The sequence below is a fragment of the Emticicia fluvialis genome, assembly GCF_024793945.1.
GTDB lineage: Bacteria > Bacteroidota > Bacteroidia > Cytophagales > Spirosomataceae > Emticicia > Emticicia fluvialis.
Map to the genome: position 1 here is coordinate 60,465 of NZ_JANUSD010000006.1, position 18,931 is coordinate 79,395.

An 18,931-nucleotide genomic window follows, 5' to 3' on the forward strand; every position below is an offset into this window, starting at 1 on the left:
GGAATCCTAATTTGAATATTTTTTTGTAAAAAACCAACATCTTTTATGAAAAAACTACTTTGCCTGCATCTACACTACAAAACTTAAAAAACTGAAAGTATGATGCCATCTTTCCAACTCAATGTAGATAATCCATGCCACGAGCGATGGGAATCATTTTTGCCCACCTCCACAGGTGGTTTTTGTGCTTCATGCGCTAAAAATGTAATTGATTTCAGCCAGATGTCTGAAAGCCAGGTGGTGGCTTTTTTCAGAGACCGACAAGCATCATCAGATAACGTCTGCGGGCGTTTTAGAGATGACCAGTTGAAAAAGAATTATAGAATTGAAGATTGGTTTCCTGAATGGAGCGAAGGAGGCAATCAGGTCTTATATGAGATTCCTGTAGCGAATTTACGATCTCATGCGCAAAATCAATTGATTAAATTACCACCCATGCGGTCGGTTAAGGTGGTTCGGAACATAGCCGCCACAATCTTAACTTTCTTAATGATTGAAGACGGAATAGCCCAGAATAAGATTATTTCGGGCAGGGTTATTGATAATGAATCAGGTGAGGCTTTACCTTATGTAAACATCAGAGTAAAAGGAACCGAACAAGGAATTATGACAGACAGCAGCGGCAGTTATCAAATATCAGCTAATGAAAAAGATACACTTATTTTCAGTTTTTTAGGTTACGAAAGTGTGATGAAGCGAGCTAATGAGAATAATAAAAATGACATAACTGCCATGAGTGCCGCAGTAATGGGTTTAGCCGAAGTTAATATTATAAGCTATAGTTCTATGGTGAAAAGAGTGATGGGTGCTGGAATCGTTCGTATCTATTGCAGTTCTGAAATAGCAGCTCCTCTCCCAAAATTTGCCTCAGAAGCAACCGTATGGGGCAATGCTGTTCAAAATGGAGAACTTACATTGGTACCGCAACTGTCAGCATCGCCCGATTCTGCAGGAACATCTTATGAGAGGTCGGTACATGAACAATGGTTACAGCAAAACGGGTTTCAGGAAGTACAAAGCGTTCAAATATATGATAATTCGGGCCGGGTATTTACAGAGAGTTTCTCAAAAGTATCTGACGGCATGGTTCGGGTAGATGTAAGACATGTTCCCCGAGGCTCCTATATTGTCAGAATAGTTTACCGTAACGAAAGGAGTATTGCAGAACATGAGGTTTCAACAGTACGGATTATTATTGAGAGATAAGCCAGGGCCAAATTTATGTGGCACGCCCTAAGATGCAGGCAGGCTTATGGTAGCAAATGACACGGTTAACATGGTAGTATCTTTACCCCCAGATGCAAACCAGAACAACCAATTGCTCTTCAGTTGTGGTTGGCAAGGGTAAACTTTATAAGATTTACTGTCAGGTATCAGAAACTATTTGCCTTTCTTTCCTTGAACCTGAGATTTCAGAATTTGAGTACGCATTTCCTGGCCTAATGTTGTAACCTACTGCCTACAAGCAAGAAATATTCATAAAAAACAAAACCTTTTTGATTTTCTCAAAAAGTATTCATAATTTTGCACCCCGAAATACAATTCTAATATTAGCTTGGAATAAAAGTTTCTCAACAATATTGTCTGATAACCAGACTCTTAAAAACATTTTTTCAAAAATCTAAAAAAATGGCACGCGATTTAAAATTTACAAGAAACATCGGTATTGCTGCCCACATTGACGCAGGTAAAACAACTACCACTGAGCGTATCCTTTATTATGCCGGCGTGAGCCACAAAATCGGTGAGGTACACGATGGAGCTGCTACGATGGACTGGATGGAGCAAGAGCAGGAAAGAGGTATTACCATCACATCAGCTGCAACCACCGTTGGTTGGAATTACAGAGACCAAAAATATCATATCAATATAATTGATACTCCAGGTCACGTTGACTTTACTGTAGAAGTAAACCGTTCACTACGTGTATTAGACGGCTTGGTGTTCTTATTTAGTGCGGTTGACGGTGTTGAGCCTCAATCTGAAACTAACTGGCGTTTGGCCAACAACTACAACGTAGCTCGTTTGGGTTTCGTTAACAAAATGGACCGCTCAGGTGCCGACTTCCTTAACGTGTGTAAGCAAGTAAAAGAGATGTTGGGCAGCAACGCAGTGCCACTTCAATTGCCAATCGGCGCTGAAGATAACTTTAAAGGTGTTGTTGACCTTGTGAACTTCCGCGGTATCGTTTGGAACGAGCATGACAAAGGGATGACTTTCACTGAAGTACCGATTCCTGACGACATGATGGAAGAGGCTACTGAATACCGTGAGAAATTGTTGGAAGCTGTAGCTGAATTTGATGATACTTTGATGGAGAAATACTTCGAAGACCCGAATTCAATTACAGAAGACGAAATTCTTGCAGCGCTTCGCCAGGCAGTTATTGCCATGAAGATTGTTCCGATGCTTTGTGGTTCTTCATTCAAAAACAAGGGTGTACAAACCATGCTTGACTACGTGATGGCCCTGTTGCCTTCACCATTGGATAAAGAAGCCATTAAAGGAACTAACCCTGATACAGGTGCAGAGATTTTCCGTAAACCAACTGAAAGCGATCCTTTCGCGGCTCTTGCCTTCAAAATTGCTACTGACCCTTACGTTGGCCGTCTTTGTTTCATCCGTGCTTATTCGGGTGGTTTAGATGCCGGTTCTTATGTATTGAACAACCGTTCAGGCAATAAAGAGCGTATCTCTCGTATCTTCCAGATGCACGCCAACAAACAAAACTCAATTGAGCGTTTGGGTGCCGGTGACATCGGTGCGGTAGTAGGTTTCAAAGATATTAAAACCGGTGATACACTTTCTGACGAGAAAAACCCAATCGTTCTTGAATCAATGGTATTCCCTGATCCGGTTATCGGGTATGCTATCGAGCCTAAGAAAACAGCCGATCAGGATAACTTCTCTAAAGCAATCACTAAACTGATTGAAGAAGACCCAACTCTACAGGTTGAATCAAACGAAGAAACAGGTCAGACCATCATCCGTGGTATGGGTGAGCTTCACCTTGAAATCATCATCGACCGTATGCGTCGTGAGTTTAAAGTAGAAGTAAACCAGGGTGCACCACAGGTGGCGTACAAAGAAACCATCACCAAGTCTATCGAACACCGTGAGGTTTACAAGAAACAATCGGGTGGTCGTGGTAAATTTGCCGATATCGTATTCGAAATCGGACCACGTACAGACGAGAAAACAGGTCTTGAGTTCGTAAACAACATTGTGGGTGGTATCATTCCAAAAGAGTTTATCCCTGCTATCCAGAAAGGTTTCGAATCAGCTATGTCAAATGGTCCGTTAGCAGGTTTCCCTGTTGACTCAATGAAAGTGCGTTTGTTCCACGGTTCATTCCACGACGTTGACTCTGACTCATTGTCTTTCGAGCTAGCTGCTCGTATGGGCTTCAAAGAAGCTGCTCGTCAGGCTGGCCCTAAATTGCTTGAACCAATCATGGCAGTAGAGGTAGTAACTCCTGACGAATACACAGGTCCTATCACAGGTGACTTGAACCGTCGTCGTGGTGTGATGAGAGGTATGGATACTAAAGCTGGTTCGCAAGTAATCAAAGCTGATGTACCTCTTTCAGAATTGTTCGGTTACGTAACAGACCTTCGTACGATGTCCTCTGGTCGTGCTACAGCTAACTTGACGTTCTCACATTACGAAATCGTTCCGCAAAACATTGCAGATGGCGTAATTGCAAAATCAAAAGCTTAATAATAGCTTTAAGTATATAAAAAACACCTGCTTCGGTTTCGAGGCAGGTGTTTTTGTTTGGTACTCACGGTCATAATCTTTTCAACATCACTCGCCTGTATTTTTACAATTATTTGTTGCGCCTTCTCTTAATTACTCCTTACCCCATTTTAGCCCCCTTAATCATCAGAATGGTTTTAACCGACTCTTCTTTTAAGGGCAAAAATTTCATACGGCCGTCGTCTTTCATAAAGCCCAGTAAGTCGCTTTCATGCTCAAAAGAAACAATATGAATTTCATAGGGTTTCTCTTCTTCACCAGCTATATAGGCGGCTGCATCAGGCCGTATCCGGTACAATAACTTGCCGTTATATTTCTCCATCAAGGGTATGGCAAAATTCTCAAACTCATGAAAAACTTCTTCTTTGCCCTCTTTAATAAAAATAAGCTGAGTAATGTAAATCATACTAAATATTGATTCAGGTTCTATTATCTGATTTTGTTTTAGCCGCAATCGGTAGTCTTGCCAGAAGTAATTTTAATGATGCACCAGACTTGAACCAGATTTGGTATCGGTTTGAACAGGTAACACCTTTTCTTTTCTACAAATTTGCCAAAAAACAATCATGCCATTGGCAAAACTCCATTTTTTATTGTTAATAAAACCAGCCTATTTATGAAAAAGCTACTGACTGTCTTCTTCTTCCTTATGTCTCAAATTGCGTACCCGCAAGGCAATCCACCGAGAGCAGACTTTAAAAATCCATCGCTCTGGCTTATTTACAACAAGCCCACACCGATATGGAAAGATACTTTACAGCTAGACAAAACAGATAACGACGGCATGATGGTGCTTAAAGATTTTGAAATGACCAACGGCACGATTGAATTTGACGTAAAAGGGGCAAACCTCTTACAACAAAGCTTTGTAGGTGTAGCCTTTAATGTGCAGGATAGCCAGACCTATGAACACGTTTATTTCAGACCATTTAATTTCATGAACGCCGACACGGCCCGCCGGAGCAGAGCCGTGCAATATGCCTCACTGCCTGATGCCCCCTGGTTTAAACTGCGAGATGATTTCCCCGGGAAATACGAAAACAAAGTAAAGCCTGTACCAGACCCGGACGACTGGTTTCATGCCAGAGTTGTTGTAGGCCGGCCGTTTATCAGGGTGTATGTCAATAATCATCCTGCTCCCTGCCTTGAAGTGAAGAGTCTGGCCCCTGCAAGGCCGGGCAAAATTGCTATCTGGGCCGGGCCGGCTACACGCGCTGAATTTACAAATCTGGTGGTAACACCAACCGTTAATCATTAATACTAATTCCTATTGGCAAGGATACCAATCAGGGCTTGTTTTCTATACCAACACCAGGTTGGTATTTTCAAAAAATGCCACAGGCGTATAAATACTAACCATACCCGGGGCAATCTTCTACTGCTGCACAAATTCTTACTAGCCCCGTGTATTACTATTTTTAGATATTTTATTACTAATCCGGCATACGTTTTTATACCATTCAGCAGCCTGGCCAACCGCTTGTAAACCTCACAGCAACCACCTGTAATTCAATTAAGACACTCATCGGTTAATATCAAGTATTCATCATCCTAAATGATACACTTATCCATTTTTGGTTTCAGTATTAGCTTTTCTGAACCAACTTTGTAACGTTAAAAACTAAATCATGAAAAAAAGTAATTTACTAATCATTCTAATCGCATCTGTTTTCACCTCATTTACGGCAGCTCAGGCTCAGTTCCCGATGGGCGGGGCACCAGCCACCAAAGCATTGCCGGGTACAGCAGGAGACCAGACACCCAAAGGTAATAGCAAAATTTCGGGTATTGTGGTAGACTCAACTACCAATAAAACTGTTGAATTTGCCAGTGTTGCCCTTCTTGATAAAACCACCGGCAAGCCTGTAGATGGCACCATGGCCGACGAAAAAGGGAAATTTACCCTAAGCAAAGTGGCTGCCGGTTCGTTTAAATTACAAATTACATTTATTGGTTATACTACCAAAGATATCAATGTAACCCTAAGCAAAGGACAAGAACTTGACCTGGGCAACATTCTGATAGCCAGCAGTGCCAAATTGCTGAATGAAGTTACCGTAACCGGCCAGTCTGCCCTGATTGAAGAAAAAGTTGACCGCCTGGTTTATAATGCAGAAAAAGACATTGCAGCCAAAGGCGGCGATGCCTCAGACGTATTGCGTAAAGTACCTTTATTGACAGTAGACCTTGACGGCAACGTTTCGTTGAGAGGTAGCCAGAACATCAGGGTTTTAATTAACAATAAACCCAGCACCATAGTTGCCAGCAGCGTAGCCGATGCCTTGAAGCAAATACCGGCCGACCAGATTAAAACCGTTGAGGTTATCACCAGTCCATCTGCTAAATATGATGCTGAAGGTTCTGGTGGTATTATTAACATCATTACTAAAAAGAACAGCCTGCAAGGTTTAAGCCTGAATATAGATGGCGGCGTTGGTAACAGAGGCTCATTACTTAGCCTGAACGGCAACTACAGAAAAGGTAAAGGCGGCGTAACGCTAGGTGGTTTTGGCCGTGGGATGTATAACACCATTACCAAAACTTCTCTCGACCAGACAAGTATCGTAAACGGAGTTTCTACGCTTACCAAACAAACGGGTGATGGTTCAAGTCACGGGTTGTTTGGCCAGTATAACCTGGGATTCGATTACGACCTGGCCAAAAACCAAAGCCTGACAGCTGGTGTACGTTATGGCGTTCGTAACTTCAGCACGCAACAAGACCTTGTAACCAGGTTATTCCGTAATGGCAGCCTTGACGCCGACGCCAGCTCAAGAAGAGACGTTGACGCAGACAACCTGTCAGGAACAGTTGACATGAACATTGATTACCTGCACACTTATAAAAAACCTCAACAGGAATGGAGTATTTCTACACTTTATAGCCGTAATGACCTTAAAAATAACTTTGACGCCAACCTGATGACCCAAGGCGGAGAGTTATTGAACCGTCAGCGTAATATTAACTCAAATCTGAATCAGGAATTTACCCTGCAAAGTGATTACCAGACCCCAATCAGAAAAAACCAGATGCTTGAATTTGGCGGAAAGGGTATCTTCCGTGAAGTAACCAGCGATTACAAGTTTCTGATTGCAGGGCCAACCGGCAATTTCTCAACTGAAATCAATCAGCCGCAGGGTGCACTTACCTACCACCAGAATATAGCAGCAGCTTATAGCTCATATACTTATACTACCAAAAAACGTTATACCTTTAAAGGTGGTTTGCGCTACGAACACACATTTATAGATGCCAGCACAACAGAAGGCGGGCAGATTGGTGTAGCAGATTACGGAGTATTGGTGCCAAGTGTAAATGCCTCAAAAACCATTAAAGGTACTACCTTTAAGCTGGCTTACAATAAGCGTATTCAACGCCCGGGTTTGCAACAGTTAAACCCGAACTTTAACTCGGCTAACCCTCAGAATATCACTGTGGGTGACCCTACTCTGAAACCAGAGATAACTGACAACTTTGAATTAACATTGAGCAAAAACATTAAGAAAACCTTTGTGAATGCTTCGTTTTTTGGTAGAGTAACCAATAATGCCATATCGCAGGTTCGTATTCCGTCAGATACCCTGCCCGGTGCAATTGTTACTACTTACAAAAATATCGGGCGCCAACATGCGTATGGTTCCAACATTTTTGCTAACGTTGCAGCAACATCGAAAATTAACGTCGGTTTGTTTGCCAATATCATCTACAATACGCTTGAAGGACAAGTATTAGGCATGAACAATGTGTCTGAAACCATAACTAACTCAGGCTGGAATATCAGTGGTGGTGTGTTCTCGCAGGCTACCTTTAAAAACGGATGGGGTGCACAGGCCTTCGGGTTTCTGCAAGGAAACCAGGTTCAATTACAGGGTAACCAGGGTGGATTCGGCTTCTATACCATTGGTATCAAAAAAGACTTTAAAAACAAAAAAGGAAGCCTTGGCCTTGCCGGCGAAAACTTCCTGAACAAAAGTTTCAATATCCGTAGTGAGTTGAAATCGGCGCAGTTCAATCAGGTAAACAATATTTATATGTATAACAGAGGTGTGCGCCTTACATTCAGCTACAAAATTGGTAAAATGACAGTAGATGCACCTAAGAAAAAAGCCCGCTCAGTAAACAACGACGACGTAAAAAGCGATGGCCAAAGCGGCGGACAAACCACAGGTGGCACTACAGGCGGCGGGCAACCAAGACAATAACCAGCCCCTCCGGCTTTAAATCCGGAGGGATTTACAGATAAGCCCCTTAATAAACTAACGAATAAACTTAATTCAAATCGAACAATGAAAATGAACAAACTTTTTGCAACAGCATTTGCAGCTTTGGTTTCAATAAGCAGCTTTGCCCAGACTGTCGATGAAATAGTAGACAAGCACATTTCGGCCCTTGGCGGAGCAGATAAATTGAAATCGGTAAATACCCTTTACATTGAGCGCTCGTTGTCTGTACAAGGCATGGAAATACCAAGCACCAGCACAATGGTAGTAAACAAAGCAGTACGCTCTGAGTCAACCGTGATGGGTAACTCAATGGTTCAGGCTTATGATGGTACTTCAGCCTGGATGGTTCGCCCGACAATGATGGGTGGCACAGGCGAGCCGGAAGATATGCCTGCTGAACAGGCAAAACAATTAAAAGGCCAGCTAGACCCTTTCGGTCCGCTTTTCAATTATAAAGAAAAAGGCAATAAAGTTGAGCTGGTGGGCAAAGAAAAAGTAGACAAAAAAGACAGCTACCATCTGAAAGTAACTTCGGCAACAGGTGATGTGATTGATCAGTATATAGACGCCACCACCTACATGTTGACCAAAACAAAGGCTTCAGCCAATGGTGTGGAAGTGGAAATCAGTTTCTCTGATTACAAAGATGTAGACGGCATTAAGTTTGCCTATTCTATGGACATGGTAAATCAGATGGGTAATCTGGCATTTATAACCAATAAAATCAAGATTAACCCTCCGGTTGATGCAGCGGTTTTCAAAAAACCTAAATGATAGTCATTAGCATTTAATTGAACAAAGAGGCGCGCCTGCAGGCACGCCTCTTCTGTTTTACAGGTACCGGTAAATAATTTTTTTTTGCTACATCAAAAAAAAAAATAAAATTGCAGCACGACTGCTACTATGTATTCAATAAACTAAACCAAGCTGTGACTCACCGAATGAAAAAGACAATCGCTTTTGCCTTATCTGCTATATGCCTGGGCCTGGTTGTTGCTTACTTTATCGGTCTATATCCATTTTTTATTTTCGATAAAAACACCACCTCTCAAGCCTCTATTGTAGCAATCAAAGACGAAAACAAGCCTTTTCAGCAATTTAATTTTCAGGAGGGCAACTACACCGCCTATGTAATTATAAGTGTTACCGACCTCATGAACTCCTGGGCCGGTATACCACGCAACAGGGTATTAAAATCGTCTGACAAACAAATACTAAGCCAGCTGAAAAACTGCGAGTTTATCAGAAATGGCAGCGACTCACTTAAAATTGAAAGCCGTATATATCTGCTAAAAAACGACTCGCTTATTTACCAGAGTGGGCTGGTGCTTGATCAGGACTTTGAGGGAATCCATAATAATGATTCAGGCTGGGCAGAAAGCAAACAAAAAGGGCAGTTACTGCGTATTCTGCGGCAGTTTGAAGCCGAAACAAAGCCGGTAGTATTTTTACAGTAAAAGACCGGGCATGCCAGCCATGCCTTAAACCATTATCTGGCCATATCGGCCAAGCCAGCTACAAAGCCCCAATTCTGATGCTGTTTTCTTCCCATAGCATTAAAACCTTCACCAAAAAAAGAGGCGTCACCCTCAATAATAAATACCAGCTCATTATCACCTTTCTTCAGTTCCAGGGCTGTGCAGTTCTGATAAAGTTCCAGCCTTTCCAACTTAAATCTGGCGTAATTATAAACCTCTTTTCCGTTCAGAAAAACTTTTAGCTTACCGGTAAAATCAAAGTACATCAACTTGGGTTTATCAGCTTCAGAAACTATGTTACATCTGGCAAAAACCGTTCCGTTAGGGTATTCATAATATCTTTTCAGATTCACCATTTCGTCTCTTCTATCATTAATTTTAGTCCAGTTCTTAACTTTCTTTATGTCTGTGTATTCGTAAGTTTTGTCTCTTACCAACTGCTCTGATACAGACCATTCGTAAAGTATTTTTGGTAACTCCTCAATATACACATTGGCAAAGTAGGATTCTCCGAACATACTTCTCAATAAAATACTTCCATTGTCAGTATCAGTATCCAGCAGGCTCACAATCAAATCTGGTTCTTTTTTATAGTTCACAAACACTTTCATAATTCTGCCGCGCACCTCTATAGTGGCATGAAACCACTCCAGCTGAGCAATGGCTGCTTTGGCCTCATAAATCGGATAATGGTACATTACCCAACTTAAGCCCCCATTATAAATAGGCACATACTGAATTGCCTCCTGCGTGCCACCGTAGCCGGGCCTGAAATACAGAAACTGGTAGTTCTGTTCGTTCTTTACATGGAAGCCGATTCCGCCCATTACACGGCTGGCGATATCGAGGTCTATTCTGAAATTTTCATATTTTTTATCCTTTTTAATAATGATAGCCTCATTTTTACCATCTAATTTTATGCAGCTTTTATCTTTATAGGTTTGCTCGGTTAAAATGGCTGGCGTGTTGTTTTCAGAGAACCCCTGCCAGTCTTTAAAAGCGTTCTGTGCCGAAAGACTAAAAGAAAGGCCAATAAAAAAAGTAACAATTAATGATTTGATTCTGAGCATTTTCATGATAATTTGTTTTAAATTTTGAGTAATGATTTGAGGCTGCAATATGCCAGACACCCGGATAATTATCGTTTGCAAGATTGAACTGTTTTACAACTGTTTTGCGATTGTTTTTTAACCCATCTGATTATGAACGACATCAACCCTATCGATAAAGAACTTCTGGATAGGCTAAAGCAACAAATTGAGGAAATGGCAGGGCTCAGCCTGCACGAAAGCCGGGGGCAGAAAGATTATGAGTTTCTTACATTTTTTATTGAAGAGAAATCGGGTGTAAAAATCAGCCTTACCACTATTAAAAGAATCTGGCGCAATGAGTTCAACCGTTTACCGCATTTGTCAACACTTGATGCCCTCAGCAAAATTGCTTACCATAAAGACTGGCTCACACTCAAACTTGACCTGGCCCAAATACTTACAGGCAAAACCGTACCGCCAACTGAAACTTTTATACCCCACCCCGATAAGCCCTTTGAAAAAATCAGACCTCGTTCTACCCATACAAGGCTGTTCGCCATTACTGGCATTATTCTGGTTCTGGCCTTACTGGTGTTTAAAAACAACCTTTTCAAAAATGGTATCCGTGCAGGAGACGTTCAGTTTTCTGCCAAAACCTCTGTTTCTAATACCGTACCTAACACAGTTGTTTTTACTTACAATATCGATTCTGTTAATGCCAGGAAGTTTTATATTCAGCAATCGTGGGATAAAAAACGAAGAGTAGAAATTACCAAAGGCAATTACCAGCAAACGGATATTTATTACCTGCCCGGCTACTACATGGCCAAAATCATTGCAGACGACTCTATCATCAGAGAGATTCCGGTACATATCAAGACCGACAACTGGGTAATAGCGGCACACCAGCCACCGATAGAGAATAAAATACTGCCGGAGGCCGATTGGGTATCAAAAGACATCATCGGCGTAAAGCCCGATGTTTTGGTCAGTAACAAACTAGATACCAAAGAACCCTTTATGCTCACTTTTCATAATAGCCGCGATTTTAATATTGATGGGAACAGATTTGTTTTCAGAACTGATTTCAGAATGGATTCAACAGGCGTAGTTTGCCCGGCAGTGGCCGTGCTGCTTAAAGGAGAATATGAATATATGTATGTTAACCTGGCCCATAAAGGCTGTGAAAGTAACATAAACCTAAGTATCAGTAACCGGAGGTTTGACGGCAAAAAAACAGATTTAACCGCTTTTGGTGCTCAAATGTACCGGTGGCAGCATGTGAGCATAATCAACAGAAACAAATTTGTGAGTATTGCATTAAACAATCAAACGATTTTTGAAACACCCTATAAAAAGCATCTGGGTAAACTCAAAGAAATTGGCTTTATTTTCAGGGGGAATGGCATCATAAAAAATACACAGATTACCAGACTTTAAGCTCGGTCGCTATTTTTAACATTTTCGACAACCTAAATAATGATACATATTACCACGCCCGAAGCATTCAGTTATCAGGAGTTGCTGAGGTTTTTATCGCGTAATGAAAAAGAGTGCCTGCATACCATAAAGGGAGATACTATCTACAAGGTTTTAGACATGGGCAATGAGCTGGTGCTGTTTTCTATTGCATATCACAACGGCCTTGCCGTTCATATCCATACCGAAAAAGCCACGCCAGAAGTGCAGCAGCGCATAAAAAACTATATTGAAAACTGGTTTGACCTGACCGCCGACCTGAACGTTTTTTATAATGCCATACAGGCCGACCCTATAATGCAACAGCTTTGCCAGAAATACTATGGCCTGCGCATGGTAGGTATGCCCGATTTATTCGAGTCGCTGGTTTGGTCGGTTATCGGGCAACAGATCAATCTTAATTTTGCTTACGCGCTTAAGCAAAGGCTGGTACACAACTTTGGTAAAAGTGTAACTTTTGATGGTGACACATTTTATGCACTACCCACACCACAAACACTGGCGGCACTTAAGGTGGAAGACTTCCAGCCATTTCAGTTCAGCAGAAGTAAGGCACAATATATAATAAATATTTCGCAGGCATTTGCAGAGGGTATTCTGGCGCAGGAGAAACTATCCCGGCTAGGGTATGAAGAAATCAAGCAGCAATTAACTGCCATTAAAGGAGTAGGAAACTGGACAGCCAACTACTCCATGATGAAAAGCCTCAGAAGCTACGATGCGTTTCCGGTTGAAGACGTAGGCCTTCATCATGCGGTAAAAAACCAATATAAATTAATGGCCAAACCCACCATTGCCGAATTGCACCAGATGGCTTCCCTGTGGCCGGGCTGGCGTGGTTATGCTACATTTTATTTCTGGCACTCATTGCTGGAATAAAAAATAGCAGCTGCTTCAGGCAACTGCTATTTTTTGTAGTCAATAGTTAGCACTATAAAAGTTCTACCGGCCCAACCTCTTTTTTTTCTTCCGGCAGAATAAACTTCATGGCATTGGCAACTTTGCCGGGCAATAATGCTATTTCCAGCACTTCCTGCACGTAGTCTACGTAATGGAAAGTGAGGCCTTCAGTATATGCGGCACCTACTTCCTCTACATCCTTGCGGTTTTTGTAGCACATTACAATCTCTTTTATACCCGCACGCTTGGCAGCCAGAATTTTCTCTTTTATACCGCCCACAGGCAGTACTTTTCCGCGCAGGGTAATCTCGCCTGTCATCGCCAGATTCGGCTTCAGTTGTCTTTGGGTATAGATAGATGCCATTGAGGTAACCATTGTAATACCTGCAGACGGGCCATCTTTTGGCACAGCCCCCTGTGGCACGTGTACGTGCAAATCGTAATTCTGAAAAATGCGGTAATCAATACCTATTTCATCGGCATGCGATTTAAGGTAAGAAAGCGCCGTAACGGCCGACTCTTTCATCACGTCTCCCAATTGGCCAGACAACGTCAGCTGGCCTTTACCCCTGCTCAGGCTAGACTCTATGAAAAGTATATCTCCACCTACCGATGTCCAGGCCAATCCGGTTACCACACCTGGCAACTCATTGCCTTCATATAAATCCTGGTCAAAAACTGCACCACCCAGTAATTTCTCAACGTGTTCAACTTTTATCAGTTTCGGATACTCCTCCTGCATGGCAATAGATTTGGCAACTTTTCTTATCAAAGTTCCAATCTGCTGTTCAAGACGACGAACCCCAGATTCTCTGGTGTAGCCTTCAATTACCCGTTGAATAGCCTTGTCTTCTATTTTCAGGTCTTTTACCTTTATACCGTGTTGCTCTAACTGCTTAGGCACCAGGTGTTTTTTAGCGATTTCTATTTTCTCCTCAACCGTATAGCCTGAAATCTCAATTATCTCCATGCGGTCTCTTAATGGCGCCTGAATAGTATCTAAAGAATTGGCAGTGGCAATGAACAGCACCTTAGATAAATCATAGTCAACCTCCAGGTAATTGTCTTTGAAGGACGAGTTTTGTTCGGGGTCCAGAACTTCCAGCAGTGCCGAGGAAGGGTCACCTCTGAAATCGCGGGAAACCTTATCTATTTCGTCTAAAACAAATACCGGGTTTGACGATCTGGCTTTTTGCAGATTCTGAATCACCTTGCCCGGCATGGCGCCGATATACGTTTTTCTGTGGCCGCGTATTTCGGCCTCATCATGCAAACCACCCAGCGCCATCCGTATGTAATTACGGCCCAGCGACTTGGCAATTGAGCGCCCCAATGATGTTTTACCAACACCCGGAGGCCCATAAAGGCACAGAATAGGCGCTTTCATATCGCTCCGTAATTTTAATACGGCCAGATACTCAATGATACGCTCTTTTACTTTCTCAAGACCCGAGTGATCGGCATCTAATATTTTTTTAGCCCTTTTCAGGTCAAAATTATCTTTTGTGTATTCTGCCCAGGGCAGCTCAATCATGGTTTCGGCATAGGTTAATGAAACCCCGTATTCCGGCGCCATTGAGTTCATGCGCAGAATCTTGTTCAGTTCTTTATGAAAATGCTCATTGGCCTCTTTAGACCATTTCTTTTTGGCACCTTTGGCACGCAGTTTTTCTACTTCCTGATCAGGCGTTTCCATGCCCAGTTCTTCCTGCAATACCTTTATCTGCTGGCGCAGGTAATATTCCCTTTGTTGCTGGTCAATATCAAGGCTGGCTTTGCTTTGTATATCTCTTTTGATTTCAAGCACCTGAATCTCCTTCATCATGTGTTCCAGCAGTTTGTGCGCCTGCTCGCTACCGTCGTAAGTCTCCAGAAGCAATTGTTTCTCGCTAATCTCTATATTCAGGTTAGAAGACAAAAAGTGCGTCAGGAAACTAGGGCTGTCAATATTACTGATGGCCATCTGCGCATCTTTCGGTATTTCCGGATTCAGGCTCAGAATTTTATAAGCCGCCTCTTTCAGGCTCTGTATCAGGGCTTTTACCTCTTTTTTGCGTACACTCGGAAAATTATCAGCTATATACTTAACCGTAGCGCTTAGGTGTGGTTCGGTCTGGATATAGTTAATAACCTCAAAACGGCGGCGTCCCTGAATAATAACCGTCACATTTCCATCAGGCAGCACAATCATTTTAAGAATGGTTGCAATCGTACCTATTTTATATAAATCTTCGGGTGTAGGTTCGTTGGGCGTATGGCGTATTTGTGCAACTACACCAATGGTTTTATCGGTGCGATAAGCCTTTTTTACCATTTTAATAAATTTGGCCCTTGTAACAGTAACAGGTATAACAATACCCGGAAACAGAACGGTATTTCTAAGCGGAAGAAGCGCTAGTTCGGTTGGAAGATTATTTTCATTCTCCATCACTTCATCCGGTGAAGCGATTTCAATCATTTCCACATTTTCTACGTCTTGGCGTCCCATCATAAGGCTGGAGATTAGTTCACGATTCATGTACCACAAATTTAGGTTCTTCTATAAGGCTTTTTCTTAAAAAAACCCGTTTTATTTAACAGCAAACATTAGTTAATTATCTGGTAAAAACCTGCTGAACACCCTTCTAAAAAACCATTAATGACTCGTATTTATCTGCCAGAATGTCAGAGTGAATGTACAAAACGTTTTGTATAATTAAAATATTTCTGTGCTTTTTTTATTGCTCAAACCAAGTGCCAATTCTATATACATGGCATAGTGGCAGTAAAATCATTAAATATGCTCTGGTTTTTGAAACCATACAGATTTATTGTCTATTTTTGATTTCTGTTCCGACAAAATCTTAAACTCATGAAAAAAGTATTCCTGCTCTGTTTTCTGTTTTTCAGTCTGCTATCTTCCTTTGCTCAAAAAAGCCCCGATTTCCTCAATAACTATAACCAACGCTGGGTAGATTCTGTTTTCGCAACCCTGTCGTTAGACGAAAAAATCGGTCAGTTATTGATGCCGCGGGGAAATACTTCAGGCCAGGGATATAACGTTGAAAAGCTCAGAAAATGGGTACAGGATTACAAAGTGGGCGGTCTGGTTTTCTTTGCTGGCCAGCCAACCACACAGGCTCGCATTGTAAATGAGCTGCAGGGGATGTCTAAAGTACCCATGCTGATAGGAATGGATTTAGAATGGGGACTGGCCATGAGACTGGATAGTACCGTTCGGTTCCCTTATCAGATGACGCTAGGCGCCATCAGAGGTAAAGAAGCAGATATACGCGAGATGGGCGCTGAAATAGCCCGTCAATGCCGCAGAATGGGCGTGCACATCAATTATGCCCCTGTAGTAGATGTCAATAATAACCCCAACAACCCGGTTATCAATTTCCGCTCGTTCGGTGAAAACAAATATGACGTGGCCTCTAAGGCCATTGCCTATATGCAGGGCATGAACAGCGAGCGCATTCTGACGTCGGCCAAGCACTTTCCGGGGCATGGTGATACAGGCGTAGACTCTCACTATGATTTACCCCTGATAAGCCACGACAAAAAACGGCTGGATAATATTGAGCTTTACCCTTACCGTATGCTCATGAACAGCGGCCTCAGCGGTGTCATGACAGCCCACCTGAGTATTCCGGCTTTAGACAGCGCTAAAAATCTGGCGTCTACGCTCTCAAAAAATATTGTTACTGATTTGCTCCGTAATGATTTAAAATTTAAAGGTCTTGTATTTACTGATGCCATGGATATGCAGGGAGCGGTAAAATACTTCCCTAACGGGCAAGCCAATGTAAAAGCCATTCTGGCAGGTAATGATATCCTTGAAACCTTCGAAGATGTGCCGGCAGCCATAGCAGCCATTAAAGCAGCCGTTGCCAATAAGGAAATAACCCAGGAAGAAATTGATTTCAGGGTTAAGAAAATCCTGATGGCTAAATCATGGGTAGGTTTAGATAAATATAAACCAATAGAAATTAATAATCTGATACAAGACCTGAACACCACGAAGTCAGACGTGCTGAACCGTCAGTTTGCCGAAGCAGCCCTTACACTCATAAAAAATGAAGAAAGTGTTTTGCCCGTTAAAGACCTGACAGCCAAAATTGCAGTGGTTTCTGTTGATGCTGTTCAGCCAACGGCTTTTCAGAAAATGGCGGCTAACTATACTACGGTTGATAATTTCAATTTACCGGCCAATGCCACCGATGCCGACATCAGCAAAATGCTGGAGCAAGTCTCAGGATATGACCTCATACTGGTGGGTGTACACCTGAATAATATTCGTCCGGCTGCTAAATATGGTGTTACTGATGCCAATAAAAAGGCTGTAAAAGCCCTGGTAAATACCGGCAAAGCCGTAGTAACGCTCTTTGGCAACCCTTATTCGTTGGATAAATTTGAAGACCTTGACAAGGCTAAAGCCGTTGTAATGGCGTATCAGCTAACCCCCTACATGGAAGAGGCCTCGGCACAAGCCATTTTCGGGGCTATTCCGTTTATTGGTAAGCTGCCTGTAACTGTTAATGAAAATTATCGCCTGGAATCTGGCAAACAAACCCAGTCAATCGGTCGGTTGGCTTATGGTGTACCCGAAATGGTTGGGCTTGACAGTAAGGTTTTCAATGCCCGGATGGACTCGGTAGTAAATCTGGGTCTGAAAGAAAAAGCATACCCCGGTGCGGTACTTGAGGTAGCCAAAGACGGAAGGGTTATTTACCACAAAGCATTTGGATACCATACTTACGAAGCCGCCAAAGCAGGCCTGAATACAGCTAATGAAATGGTTTTAAGCGCCGGTAATAAAAATGATGTGATGGACGAAAAAGTAAAAAGCGCTGCTTCTATACAGGCAGGGGCGGCACAAACCAATGCGGTATCAAACGGCAAGGTAAAATTAACCGACCTGTATGACCTGGCCTCGGTTACCAAAGTAAGTACATCATTACTGGCTGTAATGCAGTTAATGAGCGAAAACAAGTTTGACCTCGACAAAACCTTTAAGGACTACTACACAGAATTTGACAACTCAAATAAGGCAAATCTGCGGTTCAGAGACATGCTTACCCATAAATCAGGCCTGAAAGCCTGGATTCCGTTCTGGATGGACTGCATAGACTCGGTAAAGACCGTAATGAACAGCCCCATATTTAAAGCTAAGTATGCACAGAAATACAAAAGGAAATTTTTAATGAGCAAAAAGAAATACTATGCCATGCTCATGAAAGCCATTAAAGAAGATAAAAATCTGTGGAAAGAAACGCTGTCGCCTGTTACATTGGTTTGGAAAAAGAATACGATTGCTAACGAGCCGTCGGATGATTACACGGTTCAACTGACAGACAGCCTGTGGCTGCACAAAGATTACAGAGAGAAAATTTTCAATGCCATTAAAGATTCGCCTGTTAAACCCGAGCAGGGCTATGTGTATAGCGATTTACATTACTACGCCTACCCGACTTTTATGCCGCGCATAACAGGCATGCCCTGGGAAGACTACCTGAAAAAAACTTACAAACAACTAGGGGCAAACAGCCTTACCTATAATCCGCTGCGCTTTTATCCTAAATCTCAGATTGTACCCAGTGAGCGCGATACTTTATTCAGGCATACACTCATACACGGGCGTGTGCATGATGAAGGCGCCGGTATGCTCAATGGCGTTTCGGGGCACGCAGGTTTGTTTGGCAATGCCAACGACTTAATGAAACTGATGCAGCTTTATCTGCAAAAAGGAACTTACGGCGGCAAGCAGTTTATTAAGCCCGAGGTGGTTGATGAGTGCACCCGTTACCAGTTTCCTGAACTAAAAAACAGAAGAGCAATTGCATTTGACAAAATAGACTTTAACCCTAAGGTGGCCAACGGGCCAACACTGGCAACACCTGAAAGCTATGGTCATTCAGGCTTTACAGGTACTTTCGTTTGGGTAGACCCTAAATATAATTTTGCCTACGTTTTCTTATCAAACCGTGTTTACCCAACCCGTGATAACACGAAGATAAGTACGCTGAACATCAGAACAGCTATTGGCGATGAGATTTACAAAACCGTAAAATAATACAGG

At 42.4% G+C, this 18,931-nt stretch carries 12 protein-coding genes; 9 read left to right on the forward strand and 3 right to left on the reverse strand.

Features of this window, described 5'->3' with window-relative positions:
• Window positions 1-99: 99 nt before the first annotated feature.
• Window positions 100-1,206 (forward strand): carboxypeptidase-like regulatory domain-containing protein, encoded by a 1,107-nt coding sequence (locus NZ848_RS08570; RefSeq protein WP_259015146.1) that lies wholly within the window; start codon window positions 100-102, stop codon window positions 1,204-1,206.
• Between the two features lie 423 nt (window positions 1,207-1,629).
• Window positions 1,630-3,720 (forward strand): elongation factor G, encoded by a 2,091-nt coding sequence (fusA, locus tag NZ848_RS08575; RefSeq protein WP_253529874.1) that lies wholly within the window; start codon window positions 1,630-1,632, stop codon window positions 3,718-3,720.
• 139 nt (window positions 3,721-3,859) lie between these two features.
• Here the strand turns inward: fusA and NZ848_RS08580 are convergent, their stop codons facing one another.
• Window positions 3,860-4,165 carry a DUF1330 domain-containing protein gene (locus NZ848_RS08580; protein ID WP_253529876.1) on the reverse strand — a complete coding sequence of 102 codons (306 nt, stop codon included), beginning with the start codon at window positions 4,163-4,165 and terminating at the stop codon, window positions 3,860-3,862.
• Between the two features lie 210 nt (window positions 4,166-4,375).
• On the opposite strand from NZ848_RS08580, the gene NZ848_RS08585 reads away from it, so the two are divergent.
• From NZ848_RS08585 to NZ848_RS08600, 4 genes are all read left to right on the forward strand, one after another.
• Window positions 4,376-5,017, forward strand: coding sequence for a hypothetical protein (locus tag NZ848_RS08585; RefSeq protein WP_259015147.1), 642 nt, complete (start codon window positions 4,376-4,378; stop codon window positions 5,015-5,017).
• A gap of 370 nt (window positions 5,018-5,387) precedes the next feature.
• Window positions 5,388-7,961, forward strand: coding sequence for a TonB-dependent receptor domain-containing protein (locus NZ848_RS08590; protein WP_259015148.1), 2,574 nt, complete (start codon window positions 5,388-5,390; stop codon window positions 7,959-7,961).
• A 90-nt stretch (window positions 7,962-8,051) separates the two neighbouring features.
• A complete protein-coding gene (locus NZ848_RS08595) occupies window positions 8,052-8,756 on the forward strand; it encodes an outer membrane lipoprotein-sorting protein (RefSeq protein WP_259015149.1) in 705 nt (234 codons plus the stop codon).
• Window positions 8,757-8,923: 167 nt separating this feature from the next.
• Window positions 8,924-9,439 carry a hypothetical protein gene (locus NZ848_RS08600; protein WP_259015150.1) on the forward strand — a complete coding sequence of 172 codons (516 nt, stop codon included), beginning with the start codon at window positions 8,924-8,926 and terminating at the stop codon, window positions 9,437-9,439.
• A 32-nt stretch (window positions 9,440-9,471) separates the two neighbouring features.
• Here the strand turns inward: NZ848_RS08600 and NZ848_RS08605 are convergent, their stop codons facing one another.
• On the reverse strand, window positions 9,472-10,536 hold the full coding sequence (locus NZ848_RS08605) for a DUF1080 domain-containing protein (protein ID WP_259015151.1): 1,065 nt from the start codon (window positions 10,534-10,536) through the stop codon (window positions 9,472-9,474).
• A gap of 126 nt (window positions 10,537-10,662) precedes the next feature.
• Here NZ848_RS08605 and NZ848_RS08610 point away from each other — a divergent pair, with 126 nt between their 5' ends.
• Together NZ848_RS08610 and NZ848_RS08615 are read left to right on the forward strand one after the other, a co-directional pair.
• Window positions 10,663-11,931, forward strand: coding sequence for a hypothetical protein (locus NZ848_RS08610; protein ID WP_259015152.1), 1,269 nt, complete (start codon window positions 10,663-10,665; stop codon window positions 11,929-11,931).
• A 39-nt stretch (window positions 11,932-11,970) separates the two neighbouring features.
• Window positions 11,971-12,849 (forward strand): DNA-3-methyladenine glycosylase family protein, encoded by an 879-nt coding sequence (locus tag NZ848_RS08615; RefSeq protein WP_259015153.1) that lies wholly within the window; start codon window positions 11,971-11,973, stop codon window positions 12,847-12,849.
• Between the two features lie 52 nt (window positions 12,850-12,901).
• Here NZ848_RS08615 and lon read toward each other — a convergent pair whose 3' ends face one another.
• Window positions 12,902-15,388, reverse strand: a complete 2,487-nt coding sequence (lon, locus tag NZ848_RS08620) for an endopeptidase La (RefSeq protein WP_259015154.1) — start codon at window positions 15,386-15,388, stop codon at window positions 12,902-12,904.
• Between the two features lie 333 nt (window positions 15,389-15,721).
• Here lon and NZ848_RS08625 point away from each other — a divergent pair, with 333 nt between their 5' ends.
• Window positions 15,722-18,925, forward strand: coding sequence for a glycoside hydrolase family 3 N-terminal domain-containing protein (locus NZ848_RS08625; protein ID WP_253529915.1), 3,204 nt, complete (start codon window positions 15,722-15,724; stop codon window positions 18,923-18,925).
• Window positions 18,926-18,931 lie beyond the last annotated feature (6 nt).